We start from the raw sequence: 22,113 nt of genomic DNA on the forward strand, positions 1-22,113 counted from the left end.
GTAGTTCTGAAAAGTACGATTGTAACTTTGTAGTTTACTCCAGCGGTAACAATTATTCATTTACGGATAAATGCCCTTATCGCTTGGCGCAGTAATTACCATTTTGGTACTATCAAAGCCCTTTTTTACAACAGAAGAAGTAATACCCACTATGACTCAAGTCGCGAAGAAAATTCTGGTAACGTGCGCGCTGCCGTACGCCAACGGCTCTATCCACCTCGGCCATATGCTGGAGCACATCCAGGCTGATGTCTGGGTCCGTTACCAGCGAATGCGCGGCCATGAGGTTAACTTCATCTGTGCCGATGACGCTCATGGCACGCCGATCATGCTGAAAGCGCAGCAGTTTGGTATTACGCCGGAGCAAATGATCGGTGAAATGAGCCAGGAGCACCAGACCGATTTCGCCGGTTTTAATATTAGCTACGACAACTACCACTCAACGCACAGCGACGAGAATCGCGAGCTGTCCGAGCTGATTTATACGCGCCTGAAAGAGAACGGTTTTATTAAGAACCGCACTATCTCTCAACTCTACGATCCGGAAAAAGGCATGTTCCTGCCGGACCGATTTGTGAAAGGCACCTGCCCGAAATGTAAATCCGCGGACCAGTACGGCGATAACTGTGAAGTGTGCGGCGCAACTTACAGCCCGACCGAACTTATCGAGCCGAAATCCGTGGTGTCCGGCGCGACGCCGGTAATGCGTGACTCCGAGCACTTTTTCTTTGACCTGCCGTCATTTAGCGAAATGCTGCAGGCGTGGACCCGCAGCGGCGCGCTGCAGGAGCAGGTGGCGAATAAAATGCAGGAGTGGTTTGAATCCGGCCTGCAGCAGTGGGACATTTCCCGCGACGCGCCGTATTTTGGTTTCGAAATCCCGAACGCACCGGGCAAATATTTCTACGTCTGGCTGGACGCGCCGATTGGCTATATGGGCTCCTTCAAAAATCTGTGTGATAAGCGCGGTGACACGACCAGTTTTGATGAGTACTGGAAAAAAGACTCCGACGCCGAGCTGTACCACTTCATCGGCAAAGACATCGTCTATTTCCACAGCCTGTTCTGGCCTGCCATGCTGGAAGGCAGCCACTTCCGTAAGCCGACCAACCTGTTCGTTCACGGTTACGTGACGGTGAACGGCGCGAAGATGTCTAAGTCGCGCGGCACCTTTATTAAGGCCAGCACCTGGCTGAAACACTTTGACGCCGACAGCCTGCGCTACTACTACACCGCGAAGCTTTCTTCACGCATTGATGACATCGACCTGAACCTGGAAGACTTTGTCCAGCGCGTCAATGCCGATATCGTCAATAAAGTAGTCAATCTGGCCTCGCGTAACGCCGGTTTTATCAATAAGCGTTTCGACGGCGTGCTGGCGGCTGAACTGGCCGATCCGCAATTGTATAAAACCTTTACTGACGCCGCTGCGGTGATTGGCGAAGCATGGGAAAGCCGTGAATTCGGCAAAGCTATCCGTGAGATTATGGCGCTGGCCGACGTCGCTAACCGTTATGTTGACGAGCAAGCGCCGTGGGTGGTGGCTAAACAGGAAGGCCGCGACGCTGACCTGCAGGCCATTTGCTCGATGGGCATCAACCTGTTCCGCGTGCTGATGACGTATCTGAAACCGGTACTGCCGACGCTTTCTGAACGCGTTGAAGCCTTCCTGAACAGCGAACTGAACTGGGATGCCATCGAACAGCCGCTGCTCGGTCACAAGGTCAACACCTTTAAGGCGCTCTACAATCGCATCGACATGAAGCAAGTTGAAGCGCTGGTTGAAGCGTCTAAAGAAGAGGTGAAAGCCGCAGCTGCGCCGGTTACCGGCCCGTTAGCCGACTTCCCGATTCAGGAAACCATCACCTTTGACGATTTCGCCAAAATTGACCTGCGCGTAGCATTGATTGAAAACGCCGAGTTTGTGGAAGGCTCTGACAAATTGCTGCGTCTGACGCTGGATCTGGGCGGCGAGAAGCGTAACGTCTTCTCCGGCATTCGTTCCGCCTACCCGGACCCGCAGGCGCTGATTGGCCGCCAGACGGTAATGGTCGCCAACCTCGCGCCGCGCAAAATGCGCTTTGGCGTTTCCGAGGGAATGGTGATGGCCGCAGGCCCTGGCGGGAAAGATATCTTCCTGTTAAGCCCTGATGAGGGCGCGAAGCCTGGCCAGCAGGTGAAATAAGCAACAAGCCGGAGCATGCTCCGGCTTTTTTAACCGCTTAATCCTGACTGGCATATCGCCCCCTCCGCGCGTTTTAACTTTTTCCTTAATAAGCAATAGCGCTAAGACTCCATATCCGGACTGCTAAATAACGGCTAAAAGTCATATTCTATCCCTCCCTGATACATTGCTATTACTGGGTTAAATTAATTCATTGAAATTATTTTAAAAACCCAATCATTATATAAAATGGAGTTTTAGATGAAAATTTCTGGCAAGTTATTGTCCGCGGCTTTGGCTTCCGTACTGGTGTTCTCTCTTGCTGGCTGTGGCGATAAAGAAGAATCAAAGACCTTTAACGCAAACCTGGCGGGGACAGAAATTTCAATTACCTACACCTATAAAGGTGACAAAATCATTAAGCAGACGTCTGAAAGTAAAATCAGCTATGCCACTGTAGGCGCTAAAACGAAAGAAGATGCCGCCAAAATTCTCGATCCGCTGAGCGCGAAATATAAAAATATCGCCGGAGTAGAAGAAAAATTAACCTATGAAGATACCTATGCCCAGGAAAACGTCTCTGTGGATATGGAAAAAGTGGACTTTAAAGCGTTACAGGGAATCTCTGGGACAATGGTGTCCGGCGATACCAGCAAAGGTATCAGCATGAAACAAACCCAGACGCTGCTGGAAGCTGCTGGTTTTAAAGAAGCGAAATAACTGGCAGGCATAATGTATTGCATCGACTGATAAAGTCGCTCAGGGCGCTGCTTCGGCAGCGTCTTTTCTTTATGAATTCCGAAAAAAGACAGCCTCGCTGTAAGTCCCCTCGCCAAAGCCTATAATCCCTGAATTCCTGGCTACACCAATACTTAACGACAAGGAATTGTTATGCGGATTCTACGCCTTATGGCGCTGCCACTATTCGCGCTCTCTCTATCGGTTAGCATAACTGGCTGCGATCAGAAAAACGATACTCTCCAGGGAAAGCAAAATAACATGACAGCGTTTATCAAAAAGATAGCCGCTAACAAAGAGTCAGAGGAAACACAACGCTATGTAGGTAATCTCAACGGTATTGAAATCAAGTTAACCTATTACTACAAAGGGGATATCGTTTTACGTCAAGCATCTGAAAATAAAATACTTTATAAGATCCTGAAAGCCAATAATAAAGAAGAAGCACAAAAAATGCTAAGTCAAGTCAGCGACTCTTATCAGGGTATACCGGGTTTGACTGAGCGAATCGACTATTATGATAGCTATGCTACGGAATATGTGAATATTGATTTTACCCAGGCAAAAATGAGCGACCTCTGTAAATTGCCAGGATCATCAATTGACAACTGTTCCGCGCACTATCTGTCAATGATTCGCTCGCAGAAGCTGTTGGAAGAGAGCGGGTATCATAGAATCAATTAGTATAATAATGCGTTTTCCCGGTCAGACAGGACGCTGCCGGGAACAATACCGCAGAATTACTTCGCCGCGTGTTCACGGGCCGCCAGACCGCGCAGAAAATAACGCATAAACTGATCGCCGCATTCGCGGAAGTTCTTATGATCCGGCGCGCGCATCATCGCGGTGATCTCTGGCATTGAGACACGAAACAACTGACCGGTAAGTATCGCCAGGATATCATCTGTTTTTAGCGAAAAGGCAATACGCAGCTTTTTCAGCACAATATTGTTGTTGATACGACGTTCCGCCGTCAATGCAGGCGCCGCCTCATCTTTGCCGCGTTTTTCATAAATGAGGCCATTGAGAAATGAGGACAACACGATATCCGGGCAACGCTGAAACCCCTCTTCCTCTTCTTTGCGCAACCAGATTGCAATCTGCTCCGGCGTAGCATCAACGTTACCCAGCGCCAGGATGCGCGCCAGATCGGTATTATTAGCTTTTAAAATGTAGCGCACGCTACGCAGAATATCGTTACTCAGCATGAGGCCTTCGGTCGTTTCTATGGCAAAACGATATTCTAACAGTCTTTTACAGGCCAATCGCCTCTTTTAAACTTTTCAGATAGCGACGGCTTACCGGCACCGTCAGGCCGTTGCGTAAAATCAGCTCTGCCTGCCCATTATCCTCCAGCCGAATTTCTTGCAAATGGGCCATATTCACCAGAAACTGACGATGACAACGCAGTAGCGGCGTCCGGCTTTCCAGCGTGCGCAGCGTCAGCTCGGTAAACCCCTCTTTACCTTCACTGCTGGTCACATAAACGCCGCTCATACGGCTACTGACAAAGGCGACATCATCCATTTGCAACAAATAGATCCGGCTGTGTCCGGTACAGGGAATGAATTTAAGCGCCTGCTGGTTTTCCGGCAGCAACGAAACATCCTGTTTACTGCGCTCCTGACGCAGACGATGTAACGTTTTTTCCAGCCGTTTCTCCTCTATCGGCTTGAGCAGATAATCAAAAGCGTGTTCTTCAAAGGCTTTGATGGCGTATTCGTCAAACGCGGTCAAAAAAACGATATACGGGCGGTGTTCCGGGTCAAGCATTCCTACCATCTCCAGCCCACTGATACGCGGCATCTGAATATCCAGAAACAGCACATCAGGTCGCAGCTTATGTACCGCGCCAATCGCTTCTACCGCGTTCGCGCATTCCCCCACAATCTCAATGTCATCCTGCCCCTGGAGCAAAATCCGCAGATTTTCCCGCGCTAACGGCTCATCATCCACAATCAGCACTTTAATCATGCGTCCTCCTCCAGTGGAAGTCGTAATGTAATTCGGGTAAAACAGTCCGGCTCGCAGGCCACGCTAATACCATAATCATCGCCAAAGTGTTCGCGCAGACGTTTATCCACCAGACTCATCCCCAGCCCGCTACTGCCGGCGGAAGACTGATACAGTCCCGCATTATCTTCAATATCTAACATCAAATGCTGCCCTTCGCGCCGGGCGCGAATAGCGACGTTGCCGATATCAAGCAGTTGCGACGTGCCATGTTTAATGGCGTTCTCAACAATCGGCTGTAACGTAAACGCGGGCAATTTCTGACGTGAAAGCGTCGATGGAACATCAAGCTGTACCTGCAGACGCGACTGAAAGCGCGCTTTTTCAATTTGCAGATAAGCGTTCACGTGTTCAATTTCATCCGCCAGCGTGACGATTTCCGACGGGCGTTTTAAATTTTTGCGAAAAAAGGTCGACAAGTACTGCACCAGTTGGCTGGCCTGTTCGCTGTCGCGGCGAATCACCGCTTTAATGGTATTGAGCGCGTTAAACAGAAAATGCGGATTCACCTGCGCGTGCAACAGCTTGATCTCTGACTGCGTCAGCAACGCCTTCTGCCGTTCATACTGCCCGGCCAGGATCTGCGCGGATAAAAGCTGCGCAATACCCTCCCCCAGAGTACGGTTAATTGAGCTGAACAGTCGGTTTTTCGCTTCGTACAATTTAATGGTGCCCATGACTCGCTGATTTTCGCCACGCAGCGGGATCACCAGCGTCGAGCCGAGTTTACACTGCGGGTGTAGCGAACAGCGATACGGCACTTCGTTGCCATCGGCATAAACCACCTCTCCGGTTTCAATCGCTTTCAGCGTATAACCTGATGAAATGGGTTTGCCCGGTAGATGGTGATCGTCGCCAATACCGGTAAAAGCCAACAGTTTTTCGCGATCGGTGATGGCGACGGCGCCGATATCCAGCTCCTGATATAACACCTGCGCCACCTTCATACTGTTCACTTCGTTAAATCCCTGACGCAGAATCCCCTCCGTTGACGCGGCGACCTTCAGCGCGGTAGCAGAAAATGCCGAGGTATATTTTTCAAACATGGCGCGCTTATCGAGCAAAATACGCATGAACAGCGCGGCGCCAACGGTATTCGTCACCATCATCGGCGCGGCAATATTACTGACCAGATGCAGGGCATCGTCAAACGGCCTGGCTATCAGTAAAATGATCAGCATCTGCACCAGTTCGGCAACACACGTAATTGCTCCCGCCGTCAGCGGGCTAAACACTTTGTCCGGGCGTCCGCGACGTATGAGAACGCTGTGTACCAACCCGCCCAGCAGCCCTTCGACGATGGTGGAAATCATACAGCTCAGCGCCGTCATGCCGCCCATAGAATACCGATGTAACCCACCGGTCAGACCGACCAGCCCGCCGACGACCGGTCCGCCGAGTAGGCCGCCCATCACCGCGCCAATCGCGCGGGTATTGGCAATCGAATCTTCGATATGCAGCCCAAAATAAGTGCCCATAATGCAGAAGATAGAAAACGTGACGTAACACAGAAGCTTGTGCGGCAGACGAACTGTGACCTGCATAAGCGGGATGAACAGGCGCGTTTTACTCATTAGCCACGCAATGACCAGAAACACGCACATCTGCTGAAGCAGCAGCAACACCAGATTAAACTCGTACATACCCGCAAACCACACTTCAATTAAAAGCGCGTAACATACATTGAGTACGATTAACTTTCTTTGAACTGTTGCATAAAAATATGAATTCGTGAATACGATCACTTTTAAAACGCCGCGCCGCAACCCGCTACTTCGCGTTTTAATGCATAAAAAACAGGCAAAACTTCCTGGTTAGTAAAAGAGCGTCTAAAGTTAAACTGGGACCTCGCGAGCAAGGGTGAAACGATGGCGCTTTACACAATTGGTGAAGTGGCTTTGCTTTGTGATATCAATCCTGTCACGTTGCGCGCGTGGCAGAGACGTTATGGACTTTTAAAACCACAGCGAACGGATGGCGGTCATCGTCTGTTTAACGATGCCGATATCGACAGAATCCGCGAAATCAAGCGCTGGATAGATAACGGCGTCCAGGTCAGCAAAGTCAAAGTGCTGCTCAGTAGCGACAGTAGCGAACAACCTAACGGCTGGCGCGAACAGCAGGAGATCCTGCTGCACTACCTGCAAAGCAGTAATCTGCACAGTTTACGGCTATGGGTCAAAGAACGCGGTCAGGATTATCCAGCCCAGACATTGACCACTAACCTGTTCGTCCCCCTGCGGCGACGATTACAGTGCCAACAACCCGCCCTTCAGGCGCTGCTCGGCATTCTTGACGGTATCCTGATCAACTATATTGCGCTCTGCCTGGCGTCTGCGCGTAAGAAACAGGGAAAAGATGCGTTGGTGATCGGCTGGAATATCCATGATACCACCCGCCTGTGGCTGGAAGGTTGGGTCGCCAGCCAACAGGGATGGCGAATCGACGTGCTGGCGCACTCGCTTAGCCAGTTCCGCCCGGAACTGTTTGACGGCAAGACGTTACTGGTATGGTGCGGAGAAAACCAGACGCTGGCGCAGCAGCAGCAACTCCTGGCATGGCGCGCCCAGGGACGCGACATTCATCCCCTTGGCGTTTAAACAGCAGCTAACAAATTAGCTTTAATGTATACTCCTTTTATTAACATAAGGAGTACATAATGCGCGTAGCGAAAATCGGGGTGATCGCCCTTTTCCTGCTGATGGCTATTGGCGGTATCGGCGGCGTGATGCTGGCAGGTTACAGTTTTATTTTGCGTGCCGGGTAAGCGCGCGCGTCAGCCTTTCAAACAGGCGATCGATAATGATCGCCGCCAGCGCCACCAGCAGCGCCCCCTGGATAACATAGGCCGTATTAAAGCCGCTAAGCCCGATAATGATCGGCGTGCCTAACGTACTGGCCCCCACCGTTGAAGCGATGGTCGCCGTACCAATATTAATAATCACCGAGGTTCGGATGCCCGCCAGAATCACCGGCGCGGCCAGCGGCAGCTCAACCTGATACAACTGTTGGCGACGGCTCATTCCCATACCGCTGGCAACGCTCATCACGCTGGCAGGCACCGCGCCCAGCCCGGCCAGGGTCGCCTGCAGGATGGGCAACACCCCATACAGGATCAAGGCGATAATGGCCGGTTGCTGACCAAAACCCATGACGGGTACCGCGATCGCCAGTACCGCGACCGGCGGAAAGGTCTGCCCGACGGCGGCGATAGTCTCCACCAGGGGACGAAACTCCTTCCCACTTTCTCGCGTGACCGCAATCCCTGCGCCGACGCCCACCACGACGGCAAACAAACTTGAGATGCCCACCAACCAGAAATGGGCGAGCGCGAGGGCGGCAAAACTCTCCTGTTGGTAGACCGGGCGCGGTAAATCGGGAAACAGCGCGGCGAAGAACGGCTGGCTATAAGGCAATCCAAACAGCAGAAGCAAGAACAGAACAATAAGCCAGAGAAGCGGATCACACAGTCGTTTCACGGGGGGACGTCTCCGAAAGCAGATCGCGGAAATGGAGCGTACCGCAGGGCTCGCCCTGCTGATTCGCCACCGGCAGGACGTCGCACCGGCGGGCGACAAACATCGATAGCGCATCGCGTAACGTCATCTCTTCCACCAGCGCGTCGCCGCTGAGCTGTTCATGCCGGCGTACATAATCGCCTACGCTACGTAACGAAAGCAGCCTTACGCCCAGCTCGCTGCGGCCAAAAAACGCCTGCACGAAATCATTTTCCGGCGAGGTCAGCATAGAAAGCGGCGATCCCTGTTGGATAACGTGGCCCCCGTCCATCAGCACCAGATGGTCGGCGAGGCGTAGCGCCTCGTCGATGTCGTGCGTCACCAGTACGATGGTGCGTCCCAGTAGCTGATGAATGCGGGTCATCTCCTGCTGCAATGCGCCGCGCGTTACCGGATCAAGCGCGCCGAAAGGCTCGTCCATCAGCAATACCTGCGGATCGGCAGCCAGCGCCCGCGCAACGCCGACCCGCTGCTGTTGCCCGCCGGAAAGCTGATGCGGATAGCGATCGCGCAGCGCGCTTTCCAGACCCAATAATGCCATCAGTTCGTCAATACGATCGTTAATCCGCGCACGCGACCACTTTTGTAGTTGCGGTACGGTGGCGATATTTTGCGCCACCGTCCAGTGGGGAAAAAGACCGATAGACTGAATGGCATAGCCCATGCGACGGCGCAGTTCAAGCACCGGCAGGCTGCGGATCTCTTCCCCGGCAAAACGGATCGTTCCGCTATCATGCTCTACCAGCCGGTTAATCATCTTCAGAGTGGTCGATTTTCCCGAGCCGGAGGTGCCAATTAACACCGAAAAGCTGCCTTCGCTAAAGTGCAAATTGAGGTCGCTAACAGCCTGTTGATCGCCGAAGGTTTTACTGACATGGTTAAATTCAATCATCGGTTGCTCCCTTCAAAAACGCGATCCATAAATCAAACAGCGCGTCGATCACTACCGCCAGCGCAATCACCGGAATGACGCCCAACAGGACTAAATCAATGGCGCTGCTCAATAGCCCCTGAAACACCAGCGCGCCGAAACCTCCCGCGCCAATCAGCGCGGCGACGACGGCCATTCCCACTGTCTGGACCATTACTACCCGCAGGCTACGTAAAAAGACCGGCAGCGCCAGCGGCAGTTGCACATGCCTGAAGCGCTGGCCGCTACTCATTCCCATTGCTCTTGCGCTCTCCAGCACATCGCGCGGCACCTGATTGAGCCCGGCGACCACGCCGCGCACCAGCGGCAATAACGCATAGAGCACCAGTGCTATCAGCGCAGGCGTCATGCCGGTTCCCGCGACGCCGAATGCGGCAAGCCACGGAAACTGTTTCACCAGCCCGGCCAACGGCGCAATCAGCAGGCCAAACAGCGCGACCGAAGGAATAGTCTGGATCACATTCAGCACGGTAAACACCGGCCCCTGGCGTGAGGCGGAAAAATAACACCAGACGCCCAACGGTAGTCCGATCGCCAGCGCCGGCAGCACCGTGCCCGCCAGTAACATCAAATGTTGCACCAGCGCGGCATCGAAAACATCCTGCCGATTGGTATACTCTTTTAGAAGCGAGAGGTTGTCGAACGTGCCTGAAAACAGCAGCGCCAGCGGGACAATGACAATTTGCGCGTGCAGCAACCAGCGCCACAGAGGCCCAGTGGTAATACGGCGGATCGCATCGCTACAGGCCAGCAGCATCAGACCGAGGCCCAGCCACAATCCACTTCCCAGACTGGTACGCGCCAGCGGACTGCCCTCCTGCGCCAACTGGGTCGCCGCCCTGCCGACTCCCCACAGCATGACAATAAAAAGCGTCTGCGCCATCATCAGCGTCAGTACGCTACCGCGTTTACCGGGTACAAAGCACAGCGTAAACAGCGCGCATCCCGCGCCAGTCAGCATCCAGATGGTCGCCGGCCAGATCTCCCATAACTGGCGCCCCTCGCCGCTCACCAGACGATTCGGGGCGTAATTAATGAAAGGCAGCGCGACAGCAAGCAAGGTCAGAACAACCAACAGCAACAGCACACGATTAACCGTGATTTTTTTGGCAGCATCACTCACAGATTACTTCACCCACCCTTTTTGTCGGAGGTAATCTGCGGCGACTTTTTTCGCATCCAGCCCTTCTACGGCGATTCTGGCGTTCAACTGTTGCAGCGTTTTCTCATCAAGGCTGGCGAAAACGGGTTGCAGCCAGTCGGCTATCTGAGGATAGGCCTGTAACACCGATTCACGTACTACCGGCGCGGGGGCATAGATAGGCTGGACGCCTTTCGGATCGCTCAGGGTTTGCAGACCCAGCGCGGCGACCGGGCCGTCGGTACCATACGCCATCGCGGCGTTAACGCCGGATGTTTGTTGCGCGGCGGCTTTGATCGTGACCGCCGTATCGCCGCCCGCCAGCGACAAGAGCTGGTTCTGATTCAAGGTAAAATCATAGGCTTTTTCAAATGCCGGCAGCGCATCCGCCCGTTCGATAAATTCCGCAGACGCCGCCAGTTTAAAAGTGCCGCCCTCTTTCAGATAACGGCTGAGATCGGCAAGCGAGGAGAGTTTATTTTTTTCCGCGATGTCCTGGCGTACCGCGATGGTCCAGGTGTTATTTGCCGGCGCAGGCGTCAACCAGACCAGCTTATTCTGCTCCGCATCCAGTTTTTTGACTTTCTCAAAGCCTTGCTTTGCATTCTTCCATGCCGGATCGTTTTCATCTTTAAAAAAGAACGCCCCGTTACCGGTGTATTCCGGATAGATATCCAGCTCTCCGGCGGTAATCGCGCCACGAACGACTGGCGTGGTCCCGAGCTGAATTTTATTGACCGTTTTAACGCCGTGGCTTTCCAGTACCTGCAAAATCATGTTGCCGAGCAGCGCGCCTTCGGTATCAATCTTTGACCCGACCGTCACGGGCGATGCCGCCTGTAGAGGTAAACTCACCGTCGCCAGCAACGCCAGCGAACTTACCCATAGCTTTGAGATCGTCATGATGCTTTCCTCATCCTTTTACGGCCTTTTTCAGAGACTTGAGAAAAAAGCATAGTTGAAAAGTCTGCGTTTAACCTGGGATTTTCCGCCAGTGTAAGTGACGTGACTGGTAATAAAAGGGGGGACAGGAAAAGTCATTGCCAGACAGGGCGCAGCTATCACGCCCTGTTGACGGCAGGCTTACAGTAGCTCGAACGATCCTTGTTTAACGCGAGCGGAATCCACGCCGATAAAGACGTTGAACTTGCCGGGTTCCGCGTCATATTTCATCTGCTGGTTCCAGAACTTCAACGCCTCGATGTCAATCGGGAAACTCACGGTTTTACGTTCGCCAGGCTTGAGGGTGATTTTTTCAAAACCTTTTAATTGCTTCACCGGGCGGCTCATTGACGCCGTGACATCCTGTAAGTACATCTGGATGACCGTTGCCCCTTCGCGTTTACCGGTGTTCGTGACCTCTACGCTGGCCGTGACTTTGCCGTCGCGTTGCATTGTCGGTGAGGAGAGCGTGACGTCAGACACCGTAAATGTGGTGTAGCTCAGACCGTAACCAAACGGATAGAGCGGGCCATTCGCTTCGTCAAAATAGCGTGAGGTGTATTTGTTTGGCTTTTCAGGATTATACGGGCGTCCCGTATTGAGATGGCTGTAATAGACCGGAATTTGTCCCACCGAACGCGGGAAGGAGATCGGCAGTTTCCCTGACGGGTTGTAATCGCCAAACAGCACATCGGCAATGGCGTTGCCGCCTTCCGTCCCGGCAAACCAGGTCTCCAGAATCGCATCGGCCTGTTGATCTTCTTTTACCAGCGCCAGCGGTCTGCCGTTCATTAATACCAGTACGAGCGGCTTACCGGTGGCTTTCAGAGCGGTGATTAAGTCGCGCTGACTCTGCGGAATGGTGATATTGGTACGGCTGGAGGCTTCATGCGCCATCCCCTGCGACTCGCCTACCACTGCGACCACCACATCGGCCTGTTTCGCCGCCTGCACCGCCTCATCAATCATCGCCTGCGGTGAGCGCGGATCGATTTTCACCGCCTCTTCATACAGGTTTAAGAAATCGACGATGTCTTTATCGTTAGTGATATTCGCCCCTTTGGCATAGAGGATCTTCGCCCCGTCGCCGACGGCATTTTGAATACCCGCCAGCACCGTCACCGACTGATTCGCGACCCCAGCAGCAGACCAGCTCCCCATGACATCACGTTGACTGTCGGCCAGTGGCCCAACAACGGCAATGGTGCCCGATTTTTTCAGCGGCAGCGTTTCCAGCCGGTTTTTCAGCAGTACCACACTTTCCCGCGCCACTTCCCGTGCTTCTTTACGATGCAGGCGGCTTTCGGCATTGGTGTCCACCGGGTCGCTCTCTTTCGGCCCCAGATGGCTATAGGGGTCGTTAAACAATCCCATGTCATATTTTACGTTGAGCACATGGCGCGTCGCGTCGTCCAGTTCCGCCATCGTCACTTTGCCCGACTTAATCAGACCCGGCAGATATTTGCTGTAATACTCATCCGCCATGCTCATATCCACCCCTGCCTTTAGCGCCACGCGCACCGCATCTTCCGGGTCGGCCGCGGTGCCGTGTTTAATCAGTTCTTTAATAGCGCCGTGGTCGGAAACGGTAATTCCCTTAAAGCCCCACTCATCGCGCAGGACATCTTTCAATAGCCAGGAATCTGACGTCGCAGGCGTGCCGTTCAGCGAGTTCAGCGCCACCATCACCGCGCCGCTCCCCGCATCCAGCCCCGCTTTGTAAGGCGGCATATAGTCATTAAACAGACGCTGGGAACTCATATCCACGGTGTTGTATTCTTTACCGCCTTCAACGGCGCCATAGGCGGCAAAATGTTTCACGCTGGTCATCACCGAATAGCGATCCGCCGGACTTTTGCCCTGCATCGCTTTCACCATGGTTTCGCCCATGATGGAGGTTAAATATGTATCTTCGCCAAAGCCTTCGGAGGCGCGCCCCCAACGCGGATCGCGGGAGACATCCACCATCGGCGCCCAGGTCATATTCAGACCATCGTCCGCCGCTTCATACGCCGATACGCGTCCTACGGTTCTTACCGCATCCAGATTAAAAGAAGAAGCCAGACCGAGGCTTATTGGGAAGACGGTTCGCTGGCCGTGTACCACGTCATAGGCAAAAAAGAGAGGAATTTTCAGGCGGCTCAACGCCATCACCTGATCCTGCATTTGACGAATATCCTGGCGGGTGACGGTATTGAAAATCGCCCCTACCTGCCCGTCTTTGATCATCTCGCGAATCGCTTCTTTCGGGTTATCAGGGCCGACGCTAATCAGACGTAACTGACCAATTTTTTCATCGACAGTCATTTTCTTGAGTAAATCTGTGACGAACGCGTCGCGCGCTTCGGGCGTCAGCGGGTGATTGCCAAACAGGTTTTCCGCCAATGCTGGCTGCATCGCCAGACTCACAGCAACACCTACTGAACATAACCATTTCATGTTGAGTCTCTCTTTATCTTTATCCCGACGAGGCGGTAAAAACAGAATAAAAACCGCAGTTTGCCATAAGCCTAAACGCGAGAGGAGAAGAAAGCGAAGGTTATTCTCCTAATTTTCCGCACAGTCGAATACGCAACCGCCAGCAAATGGTATCAAGGCGGCAAATGAATACTACCAACACAGAGACAACTTGAATGAGAAAGCGTATTGTCATACAAAGCGCTATGCTTAACGCTGATATTTTGTCCCACCACAAGGAGTGGAGAATGTCTTCCATAACAATGACTGATAATAAAACGTTCCTGAATGAGCTGGCCCGCCTGGTAGGCCATTCTCACCTGCTGACAGACCCCGCCAAAACCGCCCGCTATCGCAAGGGTTTCCGTTCCGGTCAGGGCGACGCGCTGGCCGTTGTTTTCCCGGGTTCATTACTGGAACTGTGGCGTGTGCTCAACGCCTGCGTTAACGCTGACAAAATTATTCTGATGCAGGCCGCCAACACCGGTCTGACGGAAGGCTCCACGCCGAACGGCAACGACTACGATCGCGATATTGTGATTATCAGCACCCAGCGGCTGGATAAGCTGCACTTACTGGATAACGGCCAACAGGTTCTGGCCTGGCCCGGTACGACGCTCTATGCGCTGGAAAAAGCGCTTAAACCGCTGGGCCGTGAACCGCACTCGGTGATTGGTTCGTCGTGTATCGGCGCGTCGGTCATCGGCGGCATCTGTAATAACTCCGGCGGCTCGCTGGTGCAGCGCGGCCCGGCCTATACCGAGATGTCGCTCTTTGCCCGTATTGACGAGCAAGGCAAACTGCAACTGGTCAATCATCTGGGTATCGATCTTGGGCATACGCCGGAGCAGATCCTGAGCAAGCTGGATGACGAACGGATTAAAGATGAGGATGTGCGTCACGATGGTCGTCATGCGCACGATCACGACTATGTGACGCGGGTACGAGATATCAACGCCGATACGCCCGCCCGCTATAACGCCGACCCGGACCGTTTGTTTGAATCTTCCGGCTGCGCCGGAAAACTGGCGGTTTTTGCCGTTCGCCTTGATACCTTTGCAGCGGAAAAAAATCAGCAGGTTTTTTATATCGGCACCAATCAGCCCGCGGTACTGACTGAAATCCGTCGGCATATTCTGGCGAACTTCGACAATCTGCCAGTGGCGGGAGAATATATGCATCGCGATATCTACGATATTGCGGAGCAGTACGGTAAAGATACCTTTCTGATGATCGATAAACTCGGCACCGACAAGATGCCATTCTTTTTCACGCTAAAAGGCCGAACCGATGCGATGCTGGAAAAAGTAAAATTTTTCCGACCGCATTTCACCGACCGCGCGATGCAGAAATTCGGCCACCTGTTTCCCAGCCATCTGCCGCCGCGAATGAAAAACTGGCGCGATAAATATGAGCATCATCTGCTGTTAAAAATGGCGGGAGACGGCGTCGCAGAAGCGCAACGCTGGCTGAATGAATTTTTTAAATCCGCTGAGGGCGGTTTCTTCACCTGTACGCCGGAAGAAGGCAGCAAAGCCTTCCTGCACCGCTTCGCCGCTGCTGGCGCAGCGATTCGTTATCAGGCCGTACACGCTGATGAAGTGGAAGATATCCTGGCGCTGGATATCGCTCTGCGCCGCAACGATACCGACTGGTTCGAGCATCTGCCGCCGGAAATCGACAGCCAACTGGTACATAAACTCTATTACGGTCACTTTATGTGCCACGTTTTTCATCAGGACTATATCGTGAAGAAAGGCGTCGACGTCCATGCGCTGAAAGCGCAAATGCTGGAGCTGTTGCAGGCGCGCGGGGCGCAATACCCGGCGGAGCACAACGTTGGACATCTGTATAAAGCGCCGGAAACCCTGACGCGTTTTTATCGGCAAAATGACCCGACCAACAGTATGAACCCCGGTATCGGCAAAACGAGTAAGCGGAAATTCTGGCAGGAAAATACGCCCGACGAAACGCATTAACACCGTGCGGTTTACCGTGAATGCCCGGCGGCGCGATGCCTGCCGGGCCTGCGGCGACTTAATCGTTCTGTGCGGTTTGCGCTCCGGCACTGGCGCTGGCTGCCGCCATTTGCGCGGCTTTTTGCTTTTTATAGCTCAGCGCGGCAGCCGGAACGGGCATGACTTTACCGGTTTCAATCCATGTACGCAGGCGACTGGCGTCCGCAAAGTGGGTATATTTGCCGAACGCATCCATGACCACCAGCGCGACCGGTTTGTTATTGATCACGGTACGCATCACCAGGCAATGCCCCGCCGCATTGGTAAAACCGGTTTTCGTTAACTGGATATTCCAGTTATCACGGTAGACCAAATGGTTGGTATTGCGAAACGGCAGCGTATACGCCGGATGCGAGAATGTCGCCATGTCTTCGCGCGTGGTGCTTAGCTGGCCAATCAGCGGGTATTGCTTCGTGGCAATCAGCAGTTTTGTTAAATCCCGCGCGGTCGAGACGTTATGAATCGACAGCCCCGTCGGCTCAACGAAACGGGTATGCGTCATGCCCAGCGCTTTCGCCTTCGCATTCATCGCTTTAATAAACGCGTTATAACCGCCAGGATAATAGTGCGCCAGGCTTGCCGCCGCACGGTTTTCGGATGACATCAACGCCAGCAGCAACATATTTTTGCGACTAATTTCGCTGTTCAGGCGCACGCGGGAGTAAACCCCTTTCATTTCCGGCGTCTGGCTGATATCGACCTTCAGTATTTCATCCAGCGGCAATCGCGCGTCGAGCACGACCATCGCCGTCATTAATTTGGTTATTGAAGCAATCGGACGCACCAGATCCGGGTGGTTCGAATAGATCACTTTATTGGTGTTGAGATCAACAATCATTGCGCTACCGGAGGCAATCTCAGGTTGAGACGCCGCGGTTGTCGCTGCCGTTTTCGCCACGGCCTGCGGGGCAAAAGGTACGGCCAACATCAGAGCAAGGCTCAGGAATGAAGCTCGGAATTTCAGCATGATGAGATTTCTGATAATGATTCACGCGCGTCGTAACGCACACCGCCTGAGCTAAGATTATACTCAAGCTAGCAGTGGCATCATAGCGGCACGCCAGCGTTGCCGCTACAGAAGAATCGTCAGCAAATGCTGCATTGCTGGCTTTTGCGCCAGCCCTTTTTCGCATCAGAACAGGCGGTAGCCGTATCCCCACAGGATCACGGTGATCGCCAGTAGCACCTCCAGGACCAGCACGCCGATAGCGAGCGTCGAACTGGAGAAGCTTAATCCTTCCTCTCTATTAATGTTAAGGAAAGTCGGAATACCCAAATACAGCAAATAGCCGGTGTAAAAGAGCGCGACAGCGCCGACCAGTGCGCATAGCCATACCAGGGGATAGAGCGCCACCAGACCACTTAAAAACAGCGGCGTCGCGACATAGCCGGCAAAAACCATACAGCGCGCAAGCGATGGCCGTTGCGGATAGTTTCGCGCCATCCACCAGATGACGCGTCCCATCACCGCGACGCCCGCCAGCATCACGCCGTAGAACAAGACCGCCAGCGCAAAAGCGGTAAACAGCGAGAGTTGTAACACGTTGCCGTCGCCAAAATTCCAGCCGATTTGCGTCGTGCCGATAAAGGCGCAGACGACGGGAATCGCCGCCATCAGCAAAACATGGTGCGTATAGTGATGCGAAACGGTTTCGTTTTCGCTTTTGATCACCTGCATTTCCCGATCGGGATGGGAAAAAAGCCCCCATACATGGTTCATACTGCCCCCTTCTGCTGCCTCAGATGCCAGTATGTTCAAGTATAATTCAGTTTCTGGTTGTTTTATGAACAACAGTGAAATAGTCTCCGGCAAAACGTCGGCTTTGCCACGCACGCCTCTTGCCAGGGTGTATGCTTAATGCCGGAGGTGGTTTACGCATGGATATCAACACGCTTATTACGCATTATGGCTATGCGGCGCTGGTTATCGGCAGTATGGCCGAAGGTGAAACCGTTACCCTGTTGGGGGGCGTCGCGGCGCATCAGGGATTACTCAAGTTTCCGCTGGTGGCGGCGGCCGTCGCGCTGGGAGGGATGATGGGCGATCAGCTACTTTACCTGTTAGGACGATGCTATGGCGGGAAGATCCTGCGTCGTTTCCCGCGTTATCATACGAAGATTCGTCGCGCGCAGAAAATGATCCAACGCCATCCGTATCTGTTTGTGATCGGCACGCGTTTTATGTATGGCTTCCGGGTGGTTGGCCCGTTGCTGATTGGCGCCAGCCGCCTGCCGCCTAAAATTTTTCTGCCGCTGAATATTATAGGCGCGCTGGTCTGGGCGCTGCTGTTTACCACGCTGGGATATCTTGGCGGCGAGGTGATCGCGCCATGGCTGCACGACCTCGATCAGCATCTCAGGCACGGGGTCTGGCTGATTCTGGCCATCGTCCTGGTGGTGGGCGTGCGCTGGTGGCTGAAAAGACGCGGCAAAGCGGAGGCCCGTTAAACCCGATGGTATCCGGATGGCATAACGCCGCCATCCGGCACCCGGCGTTTATTTTGCGTTGAATTGCGGATTTGCCAGCATAAACCCGCCGTCGACAATCAGCGACTGACCGGTGGTATAGCTTGCTCCTTCCGAACACAGCCAGGCGACGAGGCTGGCTATTTCATGCGTAGAACCCGGTCGGGCAATAGGGATCGAGGGTTCCGATCCCGGCTCAATGTCGCTGTCATCCATATCATTCATCGGCGTGGCGATAGCGCCTGGCGCGACGGCGTTGACCAAAATATGATGTTCAATCAGTTCCAGCGCCATGGATTTAGTCAATCCGCCCAGCGCATGTTTCGCCGCGGTATAGGCGCTGGCTTGCGGAAGCGGCGTATGCTCATGGACGGAGGTGATGTTGATAATGCGCCCTCCCTCTCCTTGTTTAATCATATGCCGGGCGGCGATCTGCGCGCAGAGAAACGCGCCATCGACGTCCACGGTAAAAATTTGCCGCCACTGCGTAAACGGCATATCAATAAACGCGGATTTGGTCATCGCCCCGGCATTATTGACCAGCACGTCAACGCGCCCCAGGCGCTGGATAAGATGTTCAATGGCCTGCGCGCCCTCGGGTAACTGGCTCAGGTCAAGATGAATGGTCTCTGCCCGCACACCAAACTGCGCCGCTTTTTTCGCCGTCTCCTGCGCGCCGCGTTCATCGGAATGCCAGGTGATACCAATATCAAAACCGTTTTGTGCTAATAACAACGCACACGCTTTGCCAATTCCCGAATCTGATGCCGTTACAATTGCGACTTTGGTCATATTCCTCTCCGGATGATTCATACACAGCCTAAGTATAGGAACCCTGTCTGAATCATTCGGAAAAATCAGGAATGATAACCGCCGCCCAGCGCGCTGGTAAGCTGAATAGAGGCATCCAGCCACTGGCCCTGCAACAGCAAGCCGTTACACTGCTCGCGCAGTGCCGGGATTTTGGCCTCGCTCACGCGGGAACCCGCAATAATGCCGGCATTAAAGCGCGCTTGCGCCAGACCGACCACACGCTGCGCATCATGCTCAATCTGCTGCTGATGCTGGTTTTTCTGCGCCAGCGTCTCTACCTGACTGGCGGCGCGCGCCACATCATTAACCGCATCTACCACCGCTTTGTTGTAGTTGGCGATAGAAAGGTTGCTTTGCGCTTTGGCGATATCGAGGTTGGCATTCAGCCTGCCGCTGTCGAAAATCGGCAGCGTCAGCCCGCCGGTAATGCCATATTGCTGTGCGGAATGGCGGAACAGATCGCTCAGATGTAACGCATCCTGCTGTAAAAAAGCCATCAGATTGATATCGGGATAAAACGCGGCCTTCGCGGCGTCAATGCTGCTCAACGAGGATTCAATGTACCAGTGCGCGGCCTGTAGATCCGCCCGGCGCGCCAGCAACGAATACCCCAGTTGCGACGGTAACTGGCTTTCAACGGCGGGGAGACTCACCTGACGCAGCTTGAGCGCCGCCGATTGCGTATTGGTTAACGCGCTGAGCCGCGCTTCAATCACCTTCATTTTACCGTTAACGTCATTCAGCTGCTGCTGGGTTTTGCTGGCGTCGATATCGGTCTCGACCCCTTCAACAGAAGAAGTAATGCCGTGTTGATACAGCTCCCGGTTTACCGTCACCACGTTTTGCTGCTCATGCTCGATTTGCATCAGCACATTTTTCAGCGCTGCCTGTGTTTGCCACTCCCAGTAGAGTCGCGCCACGCCGCTTGCCAGCAATTGTCGGGTCTGCTCCTGCTCCGCTTCGCGCGCTTTGACCGCCCCGATCCGCGCGGTAACTTCAGCGCGGTTTTTCCCCCATAAATCCAGATCCCAGCCCGCCGTCAGGCCGAATGTACCGTTGGTATACCACGGCCCGGTCGTTCCCGCCGCGGGGTCGGTAATCGCGAATGGCCCCATCAGTCCTTCCGCGGACATTCGCTGGCGCTCAATGTCGGCAGAAAAGTCGAGCTGCGGGCCGTCCTGCGCCTCAACCGCTTTCGCCTGCGCTTCCGCCAGTTGAATACGCTGTTCAGCCACCTGCATATCCGGCGAATGCTGTATGGCATTATCAATCAGCGCGTCAAGCTGCGTATCGTGATACGCCTTCCACCACTGGCTATCCGGCCAACCGTTTTTCAATGCCGCCGGCAGGCTGGAATCAACATGAGAAGAGGGCGTCTGCTGGGTCAGCGACTGGCGGGTATCGTGCATGGGGGCGCAGCCCGCCAGCAAAATAAAAAGCGGTAAGCTCGCTGTCGCGGCAAGGAAAGAATTACGATTCATGGAGGTGTTCTGATAAAAAAAGGTGCGCAGAGAGTACGTCTTACGGCGATCTATTTTTTAGTTACGCGTGGCAATACATCATCAGACAACAAAAGACATATTTTGAAATTTATATGATTAGCAAATAATTTCATGCAATACATTTTTTGATGTGATATTTCAGTATAAAGCCCCACTAACTCGTTAATAAATGAACAATTTTGCTGCAATACCCGCCAGCAGCCTTCATGAGTTAAACGTCGCCGCGCCCAACAAGGCAGCAGATGGCTTAATACTTTCCTATACTTTGTTTGTATTTACCAATAAAGGGACAAACAATGAAAATTCTTCTATGGGCAATCTTAATTATTTTTCTGATTGGGCTGTTGGTGGTAACGGGCGTGTTTAAGATGATTTTCTGATTCCTGCGCCGGGCAGCGATAGTATCTGTCCGGCACACGTTCTGGACGCTATAGAGATTAGATTTTAATAGCCTGAATCGCCCGCGCAATCTCGGACGAACGGTTTAACGCCCGAATCGACTGAAAGAGCTCCGTCGCCTCAATATATTCCTTACGTAAATATCCCAACCACTGTTTAATACGCGCGACATGGTATAAACCGGTATCGCCCTGCTTTTCCAGTCGGGTATATTTTTGTAATAATGCAACCACTTCCGGCCACGGCATACGCGGATCGTTATACTTCACCACCCGGCTCAGGTTAGGAATATTTAACGCCCCACGGCCAATCATCACCGCATCGCAGCCGCTGGCCGCCATACATGCCTGCGCGCTCTGCCAGTCCCAGATTTCGCCATTCGCGATAACCGGAATAGTCAGACGCTGGCGTATTTCGCCGATCGCCTGCCAGTCGATATGCTCGGCGCGGTAGCCCTGCGCTTTAGTACGGCCATGCACCACCAGTTCACTGGCGCCGGCCTGCTGCACCGCATCGGCGATTTCAAATTTTCTATCGCCGCTATCCCAGCCGAGACGCACTTTTACCGTCACCGGCAGATGCGACGGTACCGCGGCCCGCATCGCTTTCGCGCCCTGATAGATGAGTTCGGGATCTTTGAGCAATGTCGCGCCGCCGCCGCTGCCGTTCACCACTTTTGACGGACAGCCGCAGTTCAGGTCCACGCCATACGATCCCAACGCCGTCGCCCGCGCGGCGTTTTCCGCCAGCCACTGCGGATGCTGGCCCAGAAGCTGAATACGCACCGGCGTGCCGGACGGCGTGCGGCTGGCGTGATGCAACTCCGGGCAGATGCGATGAAACACTTTTACCGGCAGCAGCTGATCCACCACGCGCACAAATTCAGTGATGCAGAGATCGTAATCATTCACTTCGGTCAGCAGCTCGCGCACTAACGCGTCGAGCACGCCTTCCATCGGCGCCAGTAAAACACGCATATCGGTATCCACAGCAAAAAAAAGAGGCGCTATC

Annotated in this window: 21 protein-coding genes; 8 read left to right on the plus strand and 13 right to left on the minus strand. The window is 53.6% G+C overall.

What is annotated here, in order from left to right; translation table 11 throughout:
* Positions 1–151: 151 nt before the first annotated feature.
* The 3 genes from metG to NA624_RS15290 all read left to right on the plus strand — a co-directional run bounded on the left by metG (position 152) and on the right by NA624_RS15290 (position 3,586).
* The gene (gene metG, locus NA624_RS15280) at positions 152–2,185 is read left to right on the plus strand and encodes a methionine--tRNA ligase (protein ID WP_000195325.1); all 2,034 of its coding nucleotides are present in this window, start codon (positions 152–154) and stop codon (positions 2,183–2,185) included.
* Positions 2,186–2,425: 240 nt separating this feature from the next.
* Positions 2,426–2,884, plus strand: a complete 459-nt coding sequence (locus NA624_RS15285) for a YehR family lipoprotein (RefSeq protein ID WP_000703136.1) — start codon at positions 2,426–2,428, stop codon at positions 2,882–2,884.
* 171 nt (positions 2,885–3,055) lie between these two features.
* Positions 3,056–3,586: a YehR family lipoprotein gene (locus tag NA624_RS15290; protein ID WP_001221797.1), complete on the plus strand. Its 531-nt coding sequence runs from the start codon at positions 3,056–3,058 to the stop codon at positions 3,584–3,586.
* A gap of 56 nt (positions 3,587–3,642) precedes the next feature.
* On the opposite strand, the gene NA624_RS15295 is transcribed toward NA624_RS15290, so the two are convergent.
* The 3 genes from NA624_RS15295 to NA624_RS15305 are packed head-to-tail and all read right to left on the minus strand — an operon-like array spanning position 3,643 to position 6,558.
* The gene (locus NA624_RS15295; RefSeq protein ID WP_000950413.1) at positions 3,643–4,110 is read right to left on the minus strand and encodes a DUF1456 family protein; all 468 of its coding nucleotides are present in this window, start codon (positions 4,108–4,110) and stop codon (positions 3,643–3,645) included.
* A gap of 46 nt (positions 4,111–4,156) precedes the next feature.
* Complete coding sequence (gene btsR / locus NA624_RS15300; RefSeq protein WP_000598637.1) at positions 4,157–4,876, minus strand: two-component system response regulator BtsR; 720 nt, start codon at positions 4,874–4,876, stop codon at positions 4,157–4,159.
* A complete protein-coding gene (locus tag NA624_RS15305) occupies positions 4,873–6,558 on the minus strand; it encodes a sensor histidine kinase (RefSeq protein ID WP_000272849.1) in 1,686 nt (561 codons plus the stop codon). Before NA624_RS15305 ends, btsR begins: the two co-directional genes overlap by 4 nt.
* Positions 6,559–6,783: 225 nt before the next feature.
* On the opposite strand from NA624_RS15305, the gene mlrA reads away from it, so the two are divergent.
* Positions 6,784–7,515 carry an HTH-type transcriptional regulator MlrA gene (gene mlrA, locus NA624_RS15310; RefSeq protein ID WP_001240418.1) on the plus strand — a complete coding sequence of 244 codons (732 nt, stop codon included), beginning with the start codon at positions 6,784–6,786 and terminating at the stop codon, positions 7,513–7,515.
* Positions 7,516–7,574: 59 nt separating this feature from the next.
* On the plus strand, positions 7,575–7,682 hold the full coding sequence (locus tag NA624_RS15315; protein ID WP_001261696.1) for a protein YohO: 108 nt from the start codon (positions 7,575–7,577) through the stop codon (positions 7,680–7,682).
* Here NA624_RS15315 and NA624_RS15320 read toward each other — a convergent pair.
* The 5 genes from NA624_RS15320 to bglX all read right to left on the minus strand — a co-directional run bounded on the left by NA624_RS15320 (position 7,663) and on the right by bglX (position 13,886).
* A complete protein-coding gene (locus NA624_RS15320) occupies positions 7,663–8,394 on the minus strand; it encodes an ABC transporter permease (RefSeq protein WP_000824854.1) in 732 nt (243 codons plus the stop codon). The genes NA624_RS15315 and NA624_RS15320 overlap by 20 nt on opposite strands.
* Entirely contained in the window at positions 8,378–9,325 is a 948-nt protein-coding gene (locus NA624_RS15325; RefSeq protein ID WP_000569166.1) for an ABC transporter ATP-binding protein, read from the minus strand. The genes NA624_RS15320 and NA624_RS15325 overlap by 17 nt, the downstream gene beginning before the upstream one ends.
* Positions 9,318–10,487: an ABC transporter permease gene (locus NA624_RS15330; protein ID WP_001278110.1), complete on the minus strand. Its 1,170-nt coding sequence runs from the start codon at positions 10,485–10,487 to the stop codon at positions 9,318–9,320. Before NA624_RS15330 ends, NA624_RS15325 begins: the two co-directional genes overlap by 8 nt.
* Before the next feature lie 3 nt (positions 10,488–10,490).
* Entirely contained in the window at positions 10,491–11,408 is a 918-nt protein-coding gene (gene osmF / locus NA624_RS15335) for a glycine betaine ABC transporter substrate-binding protein OsmF (RefSeq protein ID WP_000155876.1), read from the minus strand.
* 180 nt (positions 11,409–11,588) lie between these two features.
* Positions 11,589–13,886 (minus strand): beta-glucosidase BglX, encoded by a 2,298-nt coding sequence (bglX, locus tag NA624_RS15340; protein WP_000871554.1) that lies wholly within the window; start codon positions 13,884–13,886, stop codon positions 11,589–11,591.
* Between the two features lie 266 nt (positions 13,887–14,152).
* Here bglX and dld point away from each other — a divergent pair, with 266 nt between their 5' ends.
* Positions 14,153–15,883: a D-lactate dehydrogenase gene (gene dld / locus NA624_RS15345; RefSeq protein WP_000095234.1), complete on the plus strand. Its 1,731-nt coding sequence runs from the start codon at positions 14,153–14,155 to the stop codon at positions 15,881–15,883.
* A gap of 58 nt (positions 15,884–15,941) precedes the next feature.
* On the opposite strand, the gene pbpG is transcribed toward dld, so the two are convergent.
* On the minus strand, positions 15,942–16,889 hold the full coding sequence (gene pbpG, locus NA624_RS15350; RefSeq protein ID WP_000911555.1) for a D-alanyl-D-alanine endopeptidase: 948 nt from the start codon (positions 16,887–16,889) through the stop codon (positions 15,942–15,944).
* Positions 16,890–17,054: 165 nt separating this feature from the next.
* Entirely contained in the window at positions 17,055–17,642 is a 588-nt protein-coding gene (locus NA624_RS15355; protein ID WP_001017057.1) for a Yip1 family protein, read from the minus strand.
* Between the two features lie 158 nt (positions 17,643–17,800).
* On the opposite strand from NA624_RS15355, the gene NA624_RS15360 reads away from it, so the two are divergent.
* Complete coding sequence (locus tag NA624_RS15360) at positions 17,801–18,370, plus strand: DedA family protein (RefSeq protein ID WP_001550002.1); 570 nt, start codon at positions 17,801–17,803, stop codon at positions 18,368–18,370.
* A 48-nt stretch (positions 18,371–18,418) separates the two neighbouring features.
* Here NA624_RS15360 and NA624_RS15365 read toward each other — a convergent pair whose 3' ends face one another.
* Entirely contained in the window at positions 18,419–19,180 is a 762-nt protein-coding gene (locus NA624_RS15365) for an SDR family oxidoreductase (protein WP_000169608.1), read from the minus strand.
* A 65-nt stretch (positions 19,181–19,245) separates the two neighbouring features.
* Complete coding sequence (gene mdtQ, locus NA624_RS15370; RefSeq protein ID WP_001081464.1) at positions 19,246–20,682, minus strand: multidrug resistance outer membrane protein MdtQ; 1,437 nt, start codon at positions 20,680–20,682, stop codon at positions 19,246–19,248.
* Between the two features lie 317 nt (positions 20,683–20,999).
* Here mdtQ and yohP point away from each other — a divergent pair, with 317 nt between their 5' ends.
* Positions 21,000–21,083 carry a small membrane protein YohP gene (yohP, locus tag NA624_RS15375; protein WP_000698460.1) on the plus strand — a complete coding sequence of 28 codons (84 nt, stop codon included), beginning with the start codon at positions 21,000–21,002 and terminating at the stop codon, positions 21,081–21,083.
* A gap of 57 nt (positions 21,084–21,140) precedes the next feature.
* Here yohP and dusC read toward each other — a convergent pair whose 3' ends face one another.
* Complete coding sequence (gene dusC, locus NA624_RS15380; protein ID WP_001264833.1) at positions 21,141–22,079, minus strand: tRNA dihydrouridine(16) synthase DusC; 939 nt, start codon at positions 22,077–22,079, stop codon at positions 21,141–21,143.
* Positions 22,080–22,113 lie beyond the last annotated feature (34 nt).

The sequence above is a fragment of the Salmonella sp. NW38 genome (genome assembly GCF_051807745.1).
Taxonomy (GTDB): Bacteria; Pseudomonadota; Gammaproteobacteria; order Enterobacterales; family Enterobacteriaceae; genus Salmonella; species Salmonella enterica.